12 protein-coding genes are annotated in these 15,999 nt (G+C 64.9%); 4 read left to right on the forward strand and 8 right to left on the reverse strand.

Annotation, left to right across the window (positions count from 1 at the left end; genetic code table 11):
* Positions 1-74: 74 nt before the first annotated feature.
* A complete protein-coding gene (locus QCE64_RS15935) occupies positions 75-1,013 on the forward strand; it encodes a LysR family transcriptional regulator (RefSeq protein ID WP_309932118.1) in 939 nt (312 codons plus the stop codon).
* 33 nt (positions 1,014-1,046) lie between these two features.
* Here QCE64_RS15935 and QCE64_RS15940 read toward each other — a convergent pair whose 3' ends face one another.
* The 6 genes from QCE64_RS15940 to QCE64_RS15965 all read right to left on the reverse strand — a co-directional run bounded on the left by QCE64_RS15940 (position 1,047) and on the right by QCE64_RS15965 (position 9,435).
* On the reverse strand, positions 1,047-3,326 hold the full coding sequence (locus tag QCE64_RS15940; RefSeq protein ID WP_310004752.1) for a phosphocholine-specific phospholipase C: 2,280 nt from the start codon (positions 3,324-3,326) through the stop codon (positions 1,047-1,049).
* A gap of 432 nt (positions 3,327-3,758) precedes the next feature.
* Positions 3,759-5,093 carry a 2-hydroxycarboxylate transporter family protein gene (locus QCE64_RS15945; RefSeq protein ID WP_309932120.1) on the reverse strand — a complete coding sequence of 445 codons (1,335 nt, stop codon included), beginning with the start codon at positions 5,091-5,093 and terminating at the stop codon, positions 3,759-3,761.
* A 24-nt stretch (positions 5,094-5,117) separates the two neighbouring features.
* The gene (locus tag QCE64_RS15950) at positions 5,118-6,482 is read right to left on the reverse strand and encodes a TIGR00366 family protein (RefSeq protein ID WP_310004754.1); all 1,365 of its coding nucleotides are present in this window, start codon (positions 6,480-6,482) and stop codon (positions 5,118-5,120) included.
* Positions 6,483-6,510: 28 nt separating this feature from the next.
* Positions 6,511-7,320 (reverse strand): amidohydrolase family protein, encoded by an 810-nt coding sequence (locus QCE64_RS15955; protein ID WP_310004756.1) that lies wholly within the window; start codon positions 7,318-7,320, stop codon positions 6,511-6,513.
* A 16-nt stretch (positions 7,321-7,336) separates the two neighbouring features.
* The gene (locus tag QCE64_RS15960) at positions 7,337-8,527 is read right to left on the reverse strand and encodes a CoA transferase (protein WP_309921019.1); all 1,191 of its coding nucleotides are present in this window, start codon (positions 8,525-8,527) and stop codon (positions 7,337-7,339) included.
* A gap of 14 nt (positions 8,528-8,541) precedes the next feature.
* A complete protein-coding gene (locus QCE64_RS15965) occupies positions 8,542-9,435 on the reverse strand; it encodes a CoA ester lyase (protein WP_310004759.1) in 894 nt (297 codons plus the stop codon).
* 109 nt (positions 9,436-9,544) lie between these two features.
* Between QCE64_RS15965 and QCE64_RS15970 the strand changes: the two genes are divergently transcribed.
* Both QCE64_RS15970 and QCE64_RS15975 read left to right on the forward strand, forming a co-directional pair.
* Complete coding sequence (locus QCE64_RS15970; RefSeq protein ID WP_309921025.1) at positions 9,545-10,432, forward strand: LysR family transcriptional regulator; 888 nt, start codon at positions 9,545-9,547, stop codon at positions 10,430-10,432.
* A 149-nt stretch (positions 10,433-10,581) separates the two neighbouring features.
* Positions 10,582-11,226, forward strand: coding sequence for a TetR/AcrR family transcriptional regulator (locus tag QCE64_RS15975; RefSeq protein WP_309921027.1), 645 nt, complete (start codon positions 10,582-10,584; stop codon positions 11,224-11,226).
* Positions 11,227-11,247: 21 nt separating this feature from the next.
* Here the strand turns inward: QCE64_RS15975 and glpK are convergent, their stop codons facing one another.
* Complete coding sequence (glpK, locus tag QCE64_RS15980) at positions 11,248-12,777, reverse strand: glycerol kinase GlpK (RefSeq protein ID WP_309921029.1); 1,530 nt, start codon at positions 12,775-12,777, stop codon at positions 11,248-11,250.
* Between the two features lie 49 nt (positions 12,778-12,826).
* The gene (gene glpD, locus QCE64_RS15985; RefSeq protein WP_309921030.1) at positions 12,827-14,395 is read right to left on the reverse strand and encodes a glycerol-3-phosphate dehydrogenase; all 1,569 of its coding nucleotides are present in this window, start codon (positions 14,393-14,395) and stop codon (positions 12,827-12,829) included.
* A gap of 298 nt (positions 14,396-14,693) precedes the next feature.
* Here glpD and QCE64_RS15990 point away from each other — a divergent pair, with 298 nt between their 5' ends.
* On the forward strand, positions 14,694-15,968 hold the full coding sequence (locus tag QCE64_RS15990; RefSeq protein WP_309921032.1) for an MFS transporter: 1,275 nt from the start codon (positions 14,694-14,696) through the stop codon (positions 15,966-15,968).
* The last annotated feature ends 31 nt before the right edge of the window (positions 15,969-15,999 follow it).

The raw sequence follows: 15,999 nt of genomic DNA on the forward strand, positions 1-15,999 counted from the left end.
TCAGCAAGAGAATTCAAGGCGTTTATCCAGATATTGGTGATAACATTTCAACCACTTGAGTTTTGAGAATCACGTTGAGCACATTCGGCGAAAATAGTCGTGAAAAATCGCACCGACTGGTTGGTTGGCTCAAGTTTCGTCATCTGCAAATTCTGGTAACGCTTAAGGAGTGCCGCAGCCTGAATGCGGCGGCGAAGCAGCTCAATGTCACGCAGCCGGCATTGAGCAAGACGCTCGCGGAAATGGAGCAGACCTTCGGCGTGGCGCTGTTCGAGCGGGATTCCCGCGGTGTCGTGCCCACGCAATATGGCGAAACCGTCCTGCGAGGCGCCAAGCTCCTGCTGGATGATCTCGAACGCCTGCGCCGCGAAACACTCAGCGATCACCCGGACCTCCTGATCAAGATCGGTGCGGCGCCCTTCATTGCGCAAGGTTATCTGCCCGTCGTCTTTCGCGAACTCACTCGCTCGAATCCCCAGTTGCGCGTCAGGCTCAAGGAAGCGCACGTACCCGAATTGCTGTTTCGGCTGGAACAGGGCGAACTGGATGCGGTCATCACGACTTTCGCGCTTCCCCGTTCGGCCGTGAGATCTTTTCAGTTCCGGAAACTGTTCACCATGAATCTCGTGGTGATCGCTTCCGTGAACGATCCCTTGACGAAGCTCGATGAAGTACGGTGGGACATGCTCAAGGACAAGCGCTGGGTCCTGCCGCCATCGGATTCCATCGTCGGCAACGCCGTTGCCGAGATGTTCGTGCTCGAAGGTCTGCCGCCGCCGGTTCCGGTGATCGAATCGCAGCAGCCCTTGACGAACCTGCAAATGGTGGCCGACGACGTCGGCGTGAGCGCATTGCCCTCGCTCGTCTTGCTGAATCAGGCGGTGGACGAACAAGTCAGGATCCTCAACATGACGCCCCGCCTGCCTCCATGGCCCGTGGCGCTGATCCATCGCCGGGGCGAGCCCGCGCAATGGCTGCCGCTGCTGCTCGATGCGCTGAACGAAGAAGAATGAAGCCGGCGCCCCGCGCGGGGCGCCGTGTGCTCATCAAGCGCCCGTCTTCATCCCCATGGCCGGGTCGGAGACGAGATCCTTGCCATTCTCGATCCGTCCCGCGAAGCGCCGCCTGAATGCGGCTGACGTGCTGCTCGTCACCGTGAAGTCGTACCAGTTGCCGCTGTCGGTCACCGGCCAGCTCAGTTCGCCGATGCTGTTGGCCGCAACCGTCTTGCTCCACGGTCCATCGGTCCGATAGGCGAGTGCGGCGGCCGTGAAGGTCACGGGCTGGTTGCCGCGGTTATGCAGCTTCACGCTGACAGATGTCGCATCGCACGGCAGATAGCAGACCTGGATCTCGGGGTTCGCCGCCGCGCTCACTTCGTTCAGGTTGCCGACGAACTCGCGGTGATAGCCGTTCGGACCGAGCACCCAGAGATCGTAGCGGCCGTTGTCGGCGGCGGGCACGGTCCAGGTTCCCGTCAACGACTTGCCCGCCTCGACCACATAGCGGCGCGGCACGAGATCGAGATGATTGCGGTCGTACACGTGGAAGACCGCGCCCACGCCGCTCGCGCTGCCGTTGGCGAACTCCAATGCGATGCCGCCCGAACCCGCGCTGATATGCGCCGTCGTATGCAACTCGTAGGGCAGGGCACGTGATGGACGCGATCCCGTGGCCTGAGCGGGCACCGCCGATGCCGCCGTCGCCGCAGGAACGGCAATCGCCGCAGACGCTGCCTGCGAGGTGGCGAGCGAATCGGCGGAGTCTTTTGTGGTGCGTCCCGACAAGGCCGCCAACGTAGCGCTGTTCGGGCTCACGAAGTCGAAGCACGACGTCAGGTCCCCGCACACGGCCCGTCGATAGCTGCTGATCTGCGGCTCCACTACGCCGAAGCGCTTCTCGAGAAACATCAGCGTCGAGGTGTGATCGAAGACCTGCGAGTTCACGAAGCCGCCGCGGCTCCATGGCGAGATCACCCACATCGGCACGCGCGGCCCGGGGCCGTAGGGCCGTCCGTCGCTGGCGGGCTGCTTGCTCGTCGCCGGCGTGAAGTTGTGGTATTCGGGCGCCATCTCGATGTCCGACAGCGTGCTGGCGCCGGCCATCGAGCCATCCGCCGCATGCGACGGCGCGCTCGGCGGCGGCACGTGATCGAAGAAGCCGTCGTTCTCGTCGTAATTCACGAGCAGCACCGTCTTGCTCCACACCTCCGGATTCGCGGTGAGGGCGTCGAGCACTTCCTGCACGTACCAGCCGCCTTGCGTCGGGCTGGACGGCCCCGGATGCTCGCTGTACACCGAAGGCGGGATGATCCACGAGACGGCCGGCAGCGTGCCTTTCTGGATGTCGTCGCGGAAGGTTTCGAGGAAGCCTTGCGGCATGGTGTTGCCGAAGCCCTTCGCGAGCGGGCTCAGCGGGTCGTCGATGGAGGCATCGTAGAACGGACCGGCCGCCGTCACCGCCTGCGTGATGTCCGTGCTCGCGACATACAGCGGCCGCCGCTCCGCCGGCATCTGCTCGATGGCCGCGCGCCAGTGGCGGAAGCTCATCATCTCGTTGCAGCCGAAGTTGTCGATCAGGCTCTGATAGACCTTCCAGCTCACGCCGGCCGACTGCAGCCGGTCCGCATAGGTCGTCCAGGTCCAGCCGTCCGTGGATGCGCCCACGTCGTTGCCGCCGTTGAATTCATTGTTAAGCGCGGCCACCCTGACCGGCACGTTGCCGCCCGGCGTCACGCCGTTGGGGCCGTTCGTACCGGTCCAGTAGAACAGGCGATTGGCGATGGTGCCGGTATGCATGCCGCAGTGATAGGCGTCGCATAGCGTGAAGGCATCCGCGAGCGCGCGATGGAACGGCACTTCGACGGTCTCGTAGTAACCCATCGACAAGGGCTTCTTCGAAGTGGGCCATGCCGCCATGCGGCCGTTGTCCCAGGCCGCTTGCGCATCGGCCCAGCTGTGCGGCGTGCTGCCGGCGCGCTGTGCGTTGCCCTGGCTTTCGTCGAGATGATAGGGCAGCAGCGTGCTGGTGGCGCCGCCATTGGTATAGCTTTGGTAGAAGACGCTCGAACCCGTCGGCGACGGAATCGCGAAGCGGTCGCCATAGCCGCGCACGCCCTTGAAGGTGCCGAAATAGCTGTCGAACGAACGGTTCTCGAGCATCAGCAACACGACGTGCTGCACGTCCTTGATGGTGCCGGTGACGTTGTTCGCATCGATGGCGAGGGCACGGCGGATCGCGGGCGGAAAGGTCGAGAGCACCGCTGCCGATGCGACCGTGCCGAGCGACGAGCGGAGGAAGTTTCTCTTCGATGGACTGAAAGTCATGCGTTCTTGTGGGCTCGTTATGGGAGAGGCGGGAGGGGCGGCGTGGCTCAGGGAGCGGGTGCGCAGTGGCTGGTCTTGCAGGTGGAAGCGTTGCTGGACGCAGGCGCATCGGAGCCTGAGTCATGTCCTCCGCAGGCTGTCAGCACGAGCGTAGCGCAAACGATTGCACTCGCGAGCAGCGGTCTGCCCGACTTGAAGAAGCGGGTCATGTAGGTGGTCTTGAGGTGAATGGAGCGGGTTGATCGACGGACGACACGAGCTTGAGGACAAGCTTCGTGCCGATGGAATCGGGCGCCTGATTCAGACCGTCAATCTAGCGGGGTTTTCTTGCAGAAATGTGAAAGGTGCGGAAAGTGGTTTCGTAAAGACGGGATAAGCGGAGGTCAAGCTGGCGCGGGGAAGCGCCAGGCGAGGGAAATATCCTTGCAGCGGCTAGTGCAGCCAGGCGAAGGCCGCGAGCGCGATCATGACCGTGATCGCGCCGCCGATGCGCGTGGCGATCTGGGCAAAGGGCATCAATTCCATGCGGTTTGCGGCGGTCAGGATGGCGACGTCGCCGGTGCCGCCGAGGCCGCTATGCGTGGCGTTGACGATGGCCGCCTCGACCGGATACATGCCCATGCGGCGCGCGACGAGGAAGCCGGTCAGCGTCAGCGTGAGCACCGTGGACACGGCCGTCACGATGTTGACCCAATGGAACGCGGCAACGATCTCGCCCCACGGCGTCATCGCAACGCTGATCGCGAACATGAGCGGATAGGTCACGGCGGTGGAGAAGAAGCCGTACATGAAGCGCGCGCCGCCGCGCACGCGGGGCGACACGAGCTGGAAGAACTGCGCCGCGACCACCAGCACGAGCATCACGACCGGCGCGGGCCAGTCGAAGTATTGATGGCTCAGCACGCCCACCAGATACAGCGCGATGGCCGTCGCGCCCGCAGCCGCGACCGAACTGACATCGAACTCGAAGGAGGGCGCGCGGGCTTCGGTGACGTCGTCGTCGGCCTGGGCGAGTGTCAGGCGCCCATTGCCGGTGAGTTGCGGACGGCGCGTGCCGAGATAGCTCAGGAGACCCGCGCAGCAGATCGCCGCGATGTTGCCGAGCATCACCGCCGAGAGCACCTGCGCGAACAGCGGCCCTTGCTCGACGCCGAGAATCTGCGCATAGCCCGCCGAGAGCGGCAGTGCGCCTTCACCGACTCCGCCCGCCATGATCGGCACGACGACGAGGAAAAGCGCGTGCTTCAGGTCCAGTCCGAGCACCGTGCCGACAGTCGTGCCGACGAGCGCCGCCGCCACCGATCCCGCCGCCACCGGCACGAAGATCCGCACGAAGCCTTTGACGAGCGTCTGCCGGTCCATGCTCAGCACGCTGCCGACGATGATCGCCGCGATGAACAGATAGAGGAAGTTGGACTGCCTGGTGAAGGTCGTGACAGCCTTCGCGATGGGCGCGGGCATCAGGTGGTAGTACACCAGCATCGACGGGATGAAGGCCGCGAAGATCGAGGTCGCGCCGATGTGACGGATCCACGGAATGCGCTTCGCCAGTTCGGCGCAGGTGAAGCCGCCCACCGCGACGAGCGCGATGCCGGTCGGCAGGTCGGCGGCGAGCTTGCCGTGCGCGGTCATCGCGCCGAGCACGAGGATCAGCAGCACATAGACCGGCAGCGGCAACGCGCCGATGCGCACGTCGAACACGCGCCACCAGCGTTCTTTCAGGCCCGGGTTCTCGCGCGTGGCGACCGAGGGTGCGGCGGACTTCATCGAGGGTTCTCCGTTCATCGCGGGTCAGATGAAAATGAGCAAGGCCGCACCATACACGATCAAACCCACGGCAAAGGTCATCACGGTGAAGCCGAGCACGCGCTGCACGCCGACGCCCGCCATCGCGACCACCGGCGCGGCCCAGAACGGCTGCAACATGTTCGAGACCTGCTCGCCCATGGCGACGGCCATCGTCGTCGCCGGCACGGATGCATGCAGCGCGACCGCCGCCGGCACCACGAACGGCCCCTGCACGGCCCAGTGACCGCCGCCGCTCGGAATGAAGAAGGTGACGATCACCGAGCAGATGTAGCTCCAGAACGGCAGCGTGTGCGCATTCGAGATCGTGATGAAAAAGTGCGAGATCACGTCGGGGAGGCCGGTGGCGTCCATCATGCCCATGATGCCGCCGTACAGCGGGTATTGAAGCATCATCGAGCCGGTTTGCTTCGCGGCGTTCTTGATGGCATCGGCATAGGCGAGCGGATAGCCATGGCAGATCACGCCGCCGATGAACATCACGAAGATCACCGCGTTCACGCCCGAGAACGGGATGTGCTGCACCTGCGCCAGCACGATCAGCGCAATCCCCATCACGCCGATGAACGCGCTGCCGAGCCACGAATGCTCGATGGCCTGCGCGAAGCTCAGCTTGCCTTCGGGACGCTTGCGCACCGGGGCGTCGGGATGCTTGTCGGTGTCGAGCACCACGGCGTCTTCGTCGCGCGGCTTGAGCCACGTGAGCACGAAGGGCATGACGACGAGCATCACGAGCGTCGGCACGAGATTGAAGCGCGTGAACACGGTCTCGCCGAACGGCAGCACCGCGCCCGTCAGCTTCTGCACGACGTTCATCGCGCTGCCTGGCGTCGATTGCGCCAGCGCGATGGAACTCGAAATGCCGCTGGCCCACACGACCCAGCCCGAGAACCCTGCCGCGACGATCCACGCAAAGTCCACGCGCAGGCGCTTGGCCACTTCGCGCGCGAGCAGCGCCGCGACGACCAGCCCCATGCCCCAGTTGAAGAACGAGGTCACGGCCACCAGCACGAAGGTCAGCGTGGCGGCCTGCGCGGGCGTGCGCGCGACCGACACGAGCGCCTTGAACAGGCGCTGCACCGGCGGCGCGTGCGCGAACGCATGGCCCGTGACGAGCACGAGCGTGATCTGGAACGCGAACGTGAAGATGCCGAAGAAGCCCTTGTACCAGCCGCCGATCATGCCCGGCACGGACGCATGCGGCGCGAAGATCAGCGAGAGCACCGCGACGATCGCGGTGATGAGGATCGCGAGCACGAACGGGTCGGGAATAGTGCGCTCGAACAGCCGGATGGTGGCTTCGGTGAAACGGGTCTTGCGCACGGGCGTTGGCGCGGCGGTGGATTTCATGCGGTGTCTCCTGTGAGTCTTGTTCTTTTTAGATCGCGAAGCCGTACAACACGGCGGGGTTGGTGTCGAGAATGCGTTCCCGGATGCTGCCGTCCTCGGCCCATTCGCCGAGCAGATCGAGCAGCATGGCGTCGTCGGGCTTGTGCGTCTCGGTCACATGCGGCCAGTCACTGCCCCATACGAGACGCTCGGGCAGGGCATCGACCCAGGCGCGCGCCATCGGAGTGATGTCGGCGTAGCGTTGCTCCAGGCCCGCCGCCGAATCCAGATAAGGACCGGACAGCTTGATCCAGGCGCGGCCCGCGTCGGCGAGACTGCGCACGATGTCGAAGGCCGCGTGACGCACGCCGTCAGCGAGCGGCAGGCGCGCGCGGTGATCGAACACCATCGTCGCGGGCAGGCTGCGCAACAGCGCTTCGTGCTCGACGATCTGTTCCGCGGTCCAGTGCAGCTGCACGTGCCAGCCGAGTTCGGCGACGCGCCGCGCGAGCGGCTCCACCATCTCGAAGCCGACCGCCGCATTCGCGGCCGTGTAGAGCGTGAAGCGGATGCCGCGTATGCCGCCCTGGTCGAGCGCGGCGAGTTCGTCGTCGGACACGTCCGGATGCAGCACGGCAATGCCGCGCGCATGCTCGATGCCGAGCTGGCGGATGGCATCGACGGTGACGGCGTTGTCGGTGCCGTACACGCGCGGCGTCACGATCACGACCCGCTCCGTGCCGATGCGCGCCTGCACCCTGCGATACGCGGCGACATCGGCATCGGCGACGAAGCCGTGCGCGTCCGGCTGCTTCAGGAACGCGCGGTCATAGATGTGAATGTGGGAATCGCATTTCATCGCGGCAGGTCTCCGTTCACAGCACGGCGCGCTTCGCACGCAATGCTTCGATGTCCGCTTCGCTCAGGCCGGCTTCGCGCAGCAGCGCATCGCTGTGCTGGCCGAAGGCGGGCGCGGCGAACGGCTCGGGCAGCGGCGTCGCGCCGAAGCGCACCGGATGCCGGAAGCCGCGATAGCCGCCGAGGCCCGGATGCTCGAAATGCGTGACCATCTCTTCAGCGAGGACTTGAGGATCGTCGAACATGTCTTCCACGCTGCGTGCAGCGGCGCAAGGCACCGCGTCGCCGAAGCGCGCTTCCCATTCGAGCGCGCTGCGCTGCGCGAGCGCCGCATGCAGTTGCGGCACGATTTCATCGCGATGGATCGCACGCTTGCGCACGCTGTCGTAACGTTCGTCGGCGGCGAGCGCGTCGAGGCCGGTCAGCTCGCACAGCGACTTCCAGAAATGCGGCGTGTTCGCGGAAAGATAGAGATACCCTTCGCGCGTCGGATGAATGCCCGTGATGCCGCCCGAACGCATGTCGCGGCCTACGTCCTTCGGTTCGCCGTCGGCCCAGATGAGACGCGCGGACTGCATCGTCAGCGCGCTGCGCAGCAGCGATACGCCCACGTACTGTCCTTCGCCGCTTTTCTCGCGCGCGAACAGCGCGGACGCCACGCCCGACGCCACCAGCGCCGCCGCGTAGTAATCCACCACCGAGCCGTACAGCACTTCGGGCGGGCCGTCGGCCGGGCCTTGCAGCGTACACATGCCGGTCATCGTCTGCAGGACCTGGTCGTAGCCCGCCTTGTCCTTGTTCGGACCGGTTTCGCCATAGCCCGTCACTGCGCAATACACGAGCCGCGGATTCACTTCGCGCAGTTGCTCGTAAGCGATGCCGAGCCGCGCCGGCACGCTCGGACGGAAGTTATGCACGAGCACGTCGGCCTGCTTCACGAGCGCGAGCAACACGTCCAGCGCTTCCGGCTGCTTCAGGTCGAGCGCGAGGCCGCGCTTGCCGCGGTTCACGCCGAGAAACGCGCGGCTTTCCGCTTCGAGCGTCGACGGGTACTTGCGCAGGTTGTCGCCCGTGGGCGGCTCGATCTTGATGACTTCGGCGCCCTGATCCGCCAGCAGCGTGCAGCCATAAGGACCGGCGATGTAGGCGCTCAGGTCGAGCACGCGCACGCCGGAGAGCGGCCCGCCGCGCCCAATGTTCTGTTCCATGAAACCTTCTCCTTTCAAATTCCCGCAACGGCGCGCTGCTCGTCGGAGAGCAGGCCGAGCCGCGCGGCGTCGCTGACCAGCACGCGCGCGCGTTCGACGAACGGCGGATCGATCATCCGGCCATCGACGACATACGCGCCGACACCTTTTGCATCCGCTTCGCGCGCGGCAACGACGACCCGCACCGCGTGCGCGATGTCTTCGTCGGGAGGACGGAAGACGTCGTTGGCAATCGCGATCTGGCTCGGGTGAATGCAGCTCTTGCCGATGAAGCCGAACGCGCGCGCCAGTTGCGCCTCCGCGCGAAAGCCGTCCGCGTCCTTGATGTTGGCGAAGGCGCTGTCGTAGGCGAAGACGTTCGCTTCGCCCGCCGCGATGCGCAGCGCGAACATCGCCTGTTCGATGGCCGCGTTCTCGCGCCGCGCAATGCCGAGCGGCTCGAACAGGTCGCCCAGCCCGAGTTGCAGCCCCGCGACTCGCGGATGCGCGGCGGCCAGCTCGGCGGCCTGGCGCAATGCGCGCGGCGACTCGACATTGAGCAGCAGGCCGATCGGCGCGCTCACGCCGTTGGCGCGTTCGGCGGCTTCCAGCGCGGCGGCGGCGGCCAGTACGTCGTCGGGATGTTCGGGCTTCGGCAGGTTGACGAGGGAGACGCCGTTGCGTGCCACTGCGTCGATATCGGCGGCGAAATGCGGCGTGGACAGCGCGTTCACGCGCACGATCAGCGTCTTGTCGCTCGCCAGGGCGTCGCTGCTTTCGAGCAGTACGCGCAAGTCCGCGCGCGCCTGCGGCTTGCGCTCGGGCGTCACGCTGTCTTCAAGGTCGAACGAGAGGGCGTCGGCGGCGCCGGCGAGCGCCTTGGCAAAGAGTTCCGGGCGCGATGCCGGCACGAAGAGCTTGCTTCTCATGTGTCTCCCAACTGTTCTGAACTGTATTTGCTTTATCAAACAGTCTACGCAGGCTCAGGTTTTAGATAAACTATCCGCGTCTATCTTCAAACAAAAGCAAATCTACGTTATGGAATCAGCGTTCCTTTCCAACCTGCTGCTCGTCGTCGATACCGGTTCGATGGCGGAAGCGGCGCGGCGCGTCGGCGTGACGCCGGCGGCGATCGCACAGCAAATGGCGTCGCTCGAACGCGAGCTCGGCATCACGCTGTTCGTGCGCTCGGGCCGCACGGTGATTCCGACCGAGGCGGGGCATCGCGTGATCGAGCGGGCGCGCGGCCTGGTTGCCGATATCGCGGATCTCAAGGCACACGCGCTGGAAGGCGAGCCGACCGGTGAACTGCGGATCGGCACCATCACGACGGCGCTGCTGAGTCTGCTGCCCGATGTGCTCGCCAACTTTGCGCGCGCCTTTCCGCGCGCCAAGGTGCTGATTCGCGCGGGCACCTCGATGGAGCTGTACGACACGCTGCAACGCGGCGATCTCGATGTCGCCATCTGCCTGCATCCGTCGTTCGCGTTGCCGAAGGCCTATGACTGGCACTTGCTGCGTGAGGAGCCGCTCGTCGTGCTGGCGCCCGGAAGGCTGGCTCGCGAGGATCCGCATGAGTTGCTCCGGCGCGAGCCGTTCGTCCGCTATGACCGAACGCTAGGCGGCGGCAAGCAGGCCGACAACTATCTCCGGGCTGCACGCATCGTGCCGCGCGAACTGTTCGAACTGAATTCGCTGATGGCCATTGCGATGATGGTCGATCGCGGACTGGGCGTCTCGCTCGTGCCGGACATCGTTTCGCCGATGACCGCCGCGCTGTCCATTGCGCGCCTTGCTCTGCCGATGCAAGCAGAGCCGCGCCGCTTCGGCATGGTGTGGCAACGTTCGTCGCCGCGCGCGCGGCTGATTCAGGGCTTGCTGCGCTGCGCGGACGAGGCGGTCGCGGCGAGCATTGCGAAGGGGTGAACGAAGGAATGATCAGCCATAGGAGAACGTCTTGTCACAGAGACGTCAAGGCAGCAACAATCCGCATGCATACTTTGACTAACTGTCGAATGATGCGCGGCATAATGCAGATAATCCGTTTCCGGATTGATAACTGAGCGAGCGCTACCATGAGCGAACCAAAAATAAAGCGAGACCCGGAGGGAACACGGCGGCGCATTCTGGAGGCAGCCACCGAACAGTTCACCCGGTTCGGCCTGGCCGGCGCACGAGTCGACGCCATCGCCACCGCGGCCGAGACCAATGAGCGCATGCTCTATTACTACTTTACGAGTAAAGAAGGCTTGTACGTTTCGGTTATCGAAACAATGTATGGGCGCTTCGGAGAACGTGAAGTCAGTCTGGATCTGACGGGCCTGCCGCCTTCCGAGGCCGTGCGCAAGCTGGCCGAGTCCATCTGGGATCATCTGCGCGAAAACCCTCAATGGCTGAGTCTGATCAATAACGAAAACCTGCATGAAGGACGATACCTGGAGCGGTCGAGCACGCTGCGCGAAACCATCTCCCCGGTGATTGCCATCATGCGCGAGATCCTCGAGCGCGGCATGGCGTCGGGCGAGTTCCGGCCGGGCATCGATCCGCTCGACTTCTACATCACGGTAGTAGGCATGGGGTACTACGTGGTGTCGAACCGCTTCTCGATCAATGCGTTCATCGGGCGCAACTATAGCGAGCAGCCGCGTTACGAAGCCATCGCGGCGATGCATACCGACATGCTGCTGGCCTATCTCACTTCGCACAAGAAGACGCAATAAGCTTTGCCGGGGCGATCGCCGTCACGCCCTCTGATGCGATGAATCAGGCAACGCGGTGTCGTCGCCCCAGGCCTTGGCGGCAGCCACCGCGCGCCGCCAGTCCTTCAGGCTGGCCGCCACGCGTGCGGGCTGCATCGACGGGTTGAAGCGCCGGTCCTGCTGCCACTGCTGCTGCACCGTTTCGATGTCAGGCCAGAATCCCGTTGCCAGTCCTGCCAGACAGGCTGCGCCAAGCGCGGTTGTTTCGATGATGCGCGGACGCACCGCGTCGATGCCGAGCAGGTCGGACTGAAACTGCATCAGAAGATCATTGGCGCAGGCGCCGCCATCGACGCGCAATTCATCGATATGCATGCCCGAGTCGGCTTCCATGGCCTTGAGCACATCCGCCGATTGATAAGCTATCGAATCCAGCGCTGCGCGCGCGATGTGCGCCGCCGTCGTTCCGCGCGTCGCGCCGAACAGCGTGCCGCGCGCGCGGGCGCTCCAGTGCGGCGCGCCGAGTCCCGCAAAAGCCGGCACGAAGAAGACGCCGTCGGAGTCCGGCACGCTGCGCGCGAGCGCCTCGACTTCGGCCGCGCTGCGGATGATGCCCAGTCCGTCGCGCAGCCATTGCACCACCGCGCCCGCGATGAAGATGCTGCCCTCCAGCGCGTAATGAACTTCGTCACCAAGCTTCCATGCAATCGTCGTGACGAGGTCGTTCTTTGATTCGATCGGCTGTGTGCCGGTGTTCATCATCAGGAAGCAGCCGGTGCCGTAAGTGTTCTTCGCCATGCCGGAACGTGTACACATCTGGCCGAACAGTGCGGCATGCTGATCGCCCGCGATGCCGGCCAGCGGCACTTCGGCGGTCAGCACGCCCGCTGCGGTGCGGCCCACGCATTCCGATGACGCACGCACTTCGGGCAGCAGGTTGCGCGGGATGTCGAAGGCGTCGAGCAGGTCGTCGTCCCAGTCGAGCTTGTGAATGTTGAAGAGCATCGTGCGGGACGCGTTGGTGATGTCGGTGACGTGCAGCGCGCCCTTCGTGAAATTCCAGATGAGCCAGCTGTCGACTGTGCCGAAAGCGAGCTTGCCGCGCGCCGCCTGCTCGCGCGCGCCCTCGACGTTGTCCAGGATCCAGCGGATCTTGGTCGCGGCGAAATACGCGTCGATGGGCAAGCCCGTCTTCGTGCGCACCATCGCCGACAGGCCGTCCGCCTTGAGCGTGTCGCACAGGTCGGCGGTGCGCCGGTCCTGCCATACGATGGCGTTGTGGACGGGCTTGCCGGTCTCCCGGTCCCACACGATGGTCGTCTCGCGCTGGTTGGTGATGCCGATCGCGTCGATATCGCCGGCTTCCGCGCCGCCTCGCAACAGCGCTTCGGCGGCGACGCCCGACTGCGTCGACCAGAGTTCCCACGGATCGTGTTCCACCCAGCCGGGACGCGGATACCGCTGCGTGAACTCCTTCTGCGCCGATGACACCAGCCGCCCTTGGGCGTCGAACAGCATCGCGCGTGAACTGGTGGTGCCTTGGTCGAGGCTCAGGATGAAGCGCCGTTTCATTGTCCGTCTCCGAATATTGTTCTTGGCCCGCGCAATCCTCGCGTGCGCTTTAGGCCGCGTGTTCCGGCGACGGCCCCGCGATGTCGGTCGCCGCTGCGTCCTGCCGGGCGAACCAGTCGTCGATGCGGGAGGCGACCGTATCGCGCGAATCCGGCGCGATGTGCAGGCCCAGTTTCGAGCGGCGCCACAGCACGTCTTCGGAAGTCCTGGCCCATTCGACGTCGCGCAGATAGCGCAATTCGGCTTCGTGAAGAGCGATGCCCGGCGCGAGCGACGGCCCGAGATCGTCGAGACTGCGCGCCGCGCCGATGAGCGTGTCCGCGCGCGTACCGTAGGCATGCGCGTAACGGCGCGCCAGTGACTCAGGCAGCCAGGGATGTCGCGACCGAAACGCCGCGATGAACGCGTGAATGTCCGCACGAGGCAGGTCGCCGCCCGGCAGCGGCACACCGGCGGTCCAGGTTCGGCCGTCGTGTCGAAGCGCCTCGCAAAGCGTGTCGACGGCTTCTTCCGCCAGCTTCCGATAGGTCGTGATCTTGCCGCCGAAGACCGAGAGCAACGGGGCTTCGTCATCGGGATGATCGGTTTCCAGCCGATAGTCGCGCGTCACGGCGGAAGCGTTCTGCGCGTGCTCGTCTTCCAGCAGCGGACGCACGCCCGAATAGCTCCACGCGACATCCGCCGGCGCGATCTTCTGCTTGAAATAGCGATTGATGGAGTCGCACAGATAGCGCACTTCCTCGGCGTCGATGGACACCCGCGCCGGATCGCCGTGAAACTCGAGGTCGGTCGTGCCGATCAGCGTGAAGTCGCGCTCGTAGGGAATCGCGAAGATGATGCGCTTGTCGGGGTTCTGGAAGATGTAGGCGTCATCGTGGGAGAAGAGACGGCGCACCACGATATGACTTCCCTTTACCAGTCGCACGCGATGCTGCGGCTTCTCGCGGGTGTGGATGCCGTTGCGCAGCAACTCACCGACCCACGGACCCGCCGCATTGACGATCGCACGTGCCCGCACGGTCGAGAGCGATCCTTCGCCGCCGCCAATGCGCGCGTGCCACACGCCTTCCTGCCGCGACGCGCTGACGAGCCGCGTCCGCGTCAGCACGGTCGCGCCGCGTTCGCGTGCATCGAGGGCGTTCAGCACGACGAGCCGGGCGTCGTCGACCCAGCCGTCGGAGTAGATGAACCCGCGCTCGATGCTGTCGATCAGCGGCGCCCCGGCAGGATGACGGCGCATGTCGATGCCGCTCGACCCCTGCAGCAGTTCGCGTTTCGCCAGATGATCGTAGAGAAACAGTCCGGCGCGGATCAGCCAGGCCGGGCGCAGTGCCGGCATGTGCGGCATGACGAAGCGCAGCGGAGAGATGATGTGCGGCGCCGAGCGCAACAAGGTTTCGCGCTCCTGCAAGGCCTTGCGCACCAGACCGAACTCGCGGTACTCGAGGTAGCGCAGTCCGCCGTGAATGAGCTTCGTGCTCGATGACGACGTGTGCGACGCCAGATCGTCCTGTTCGACCAGCAAGACGGAGAGCCCGCGTCCGGCGGCATCGCGCGCGATGCCCACTCCGTTGATGCCGCCGCCCGCCACGAGCAGGTCGTAGATCAAGCCTTGCATGGTCTGTTCACTCTCCAGGGTGTCCGGCACGAAGTTGACGCAAAGAAACGAAAATGTTCGTTTGCGAAAATTTAACGAACAACGGCGAAAAAGTAAAGACGCTTGCACGCCAGCCATTCCTGCGCAAAACAAGCAGAGGCAGCAAGGAAGAAATATAAGCTTGCTCAGCGTATACCCTGACCAATATTTTCGAAAGTGAACTTTTAGTTTTCGAAATTGTTCCTTATAGTTCGCCTTGTATCTCAAAATCCGGGTGCGTCCATTGCGCCCGCTACGGCAAACACAAGGAGACCGCGCCATGCAGGAGCGCACGCAACTCGGACAGGTGGTGTACAGACAAGGGCCCGACTGGCCCGGCTACGCGCGGCGTGTCCTGTTCTGGAACTGGTTCACGTGGCTGCTCAACTTCGCGGACCGCGGTCTCATCGGGCCGTTGCTGCCGCTCATCATCGCGGAGTTCGGCATCTCCTATGCGACGGCGGGCGGCCTCGTATCGTTCTTCTTCGTCGGCTATCTCTCGACCTTCTTCGGCGGCCTGCTCGCGGACCGCTACGGCCGCAAGCCGATGACCGTGCTCTCCGTGTTCGGCTTCGGCGCGGCCACCTGTCTCACCGGTCTCGTTACCGGCGTCAAGTCCTTCGCCGCCGTGCGCGTGATGACCGGCATCTTCGAAGGGCTCCAGTATCCGGCTGCCGCCGCCTGGGTCAGCGAGAGCTTCCCGTACAAGCAGCGCGGCCGTGCGCTGGCCATCTGGGAGACGGGCTACAGCCTGGGCACGCTGGCCGGCATCGCGGCGGCGACCGTCGTCGGCGCGCACATGGGCTGGCGCGCGGTCTGGCCGATCTGCGGCGTCATCACGCTGCTGTCGGGCGTCCTGTTCATGCGCCGCATCAAGGAGCGTCCGCGCACCGAGACGCCGGGCCACGACGAAGCCGTCGCGCTGCATATCGAGAAGGGCGGCGCGCGCATCCGCGACGTCATCCGCATGCGCAACGTGTGGGTCGTCTTCGTCATGCACGGGCTCTACAACTTCACCTTCTGGATGGCCGCCACCTGGGTCCCGGCGTATGCGATCAAGGTGCATCACATGTCCTTCCTCAACGGCGGACTGATGTCGGCGACGCTGTTCGGCGGCGTGTCGATCGGCCTCGTGCTGAGCGGCTTCCTCGCGGACCGCATCGGCCGCAAGCGCACCATCAGCCTGCTCACGCCGGTGTCGGCCATCTGTCTGTGGGGCTTTACGCAGGCGCAAAGCGCACCGATGCTGTTCACGCTGATGGTGCTCGGCGGCGTGTTCGGCGCGTATATCTCCACCGCCATCGCACTGGTGATGGATTCGACCGATCCGCGTCTTGCCGGCACGGCCTTCGGCGTGGCGCTGTTCGGCGGCGAAGTCGGCGCGGTGCTGGGGCCGCTGTCGGGCGGTATCCTGGCGCAGGAACTCGGTTTGCAGAGCGCCATTCTCGCGCTGCCGGTCTCGCTGATCGTCGCTGCCGTCTTCGTGTGGTTCGCGCATGAACCGCAACGCGACGCGCACGGCACGCTGAAGACCAACCTGAACTCACAGACCTGAACGGCATTGCGACTTCGGCGCGGGGATCGAC

The organism is Caballeronia sp. LZ043 (assembly GCF_031451075.1).
In the GTDB taxonomy this organism is placed as follows: Bacteria; Pseudomonadota; Gammaproteobacteria; order Burkholderiales; family Burkholderiaceae; genus Caballeronia.

Bases quoted from the DNA above. Each gene is read 5' to 3' on its own strand.
- QCE64_RS15940 (WP_310004752.1), bottom strand. From the start codon at position 3,326: ATGACTTTCAGTCCATCGAAGAGAAACTTCCTCCGCTCGTCGCTCGGC.
- QCE64_RS15945 (WP_309932120.1), bottom strand. From the start codon at position 5,093: ATGAAGTCCGCCGCACCCTCGGTCGCCACGCGCGAGAACCCGGGCCTG.
- QCE64_RS15950 (WP_310004754.1), bottom strand. From the start codon at position 6,482: ATGAAATCCACCGCCGCGCCAACGCCCGTGCGCAAGACCCGTTTCACC.
- QCE64_RS15955 (WP_310004756.1), bottom strand. From the start codon at position 7,320: ATGAAATGCGATTCCCACATTCACATCTATGACCGCGCGTTCCTGAAG.
- QCE64_RS15960 (WP_309921019.1), bottom strand. From the start codon at position 8,527: ATGGAACAGAACATTGGGCGCGGCGGGCCGCTCTCCGGCGTGCGCGTG.
- QCE64_RS15965 (WP_310004759.1), bottom strand. From the start codon at position 9,435: ATGAGAAGCAAGCTCTTCGTGCCGGCATCGCGCCCGGAACTCTTTGCC.
- QCE64_RS15970 (WP_309921025.1), top strand. From the start codon at position 9,545: ATGGAATCAGCGTTCCTTTCCAACCTGCTGCTCGTCGTCGATACCGGT.
- QCE64_RS15975 (WP_309921027.1), top strand. From the start codon at position 10,582: ATGAGCGAACCAAAAATAAAGCGAGACCCGGAGGGAACACGGCGGCGC.
- glpK (WP_309921029.1), bottom strand. From the start codon at position 12,777: ATGAAACGGCGCTTCATCCTGAGCCTCGACCAAGGCACCACCAGTTCA.
- glpD (WP_309921030.1), bottom strand. From the start codon at position 14,395: ATGCAAGGCTTGATCTACGACCTGCTCGTGGCGGGCGGCGGCATCAAC.
- QCE64_RS15990 (WP_309921032.1), top strand. From the start codon at position 14,694: ATGCAGGAGCGCACGCAACTCGGACAGGTGGTGTACAGACAAGGGCCC.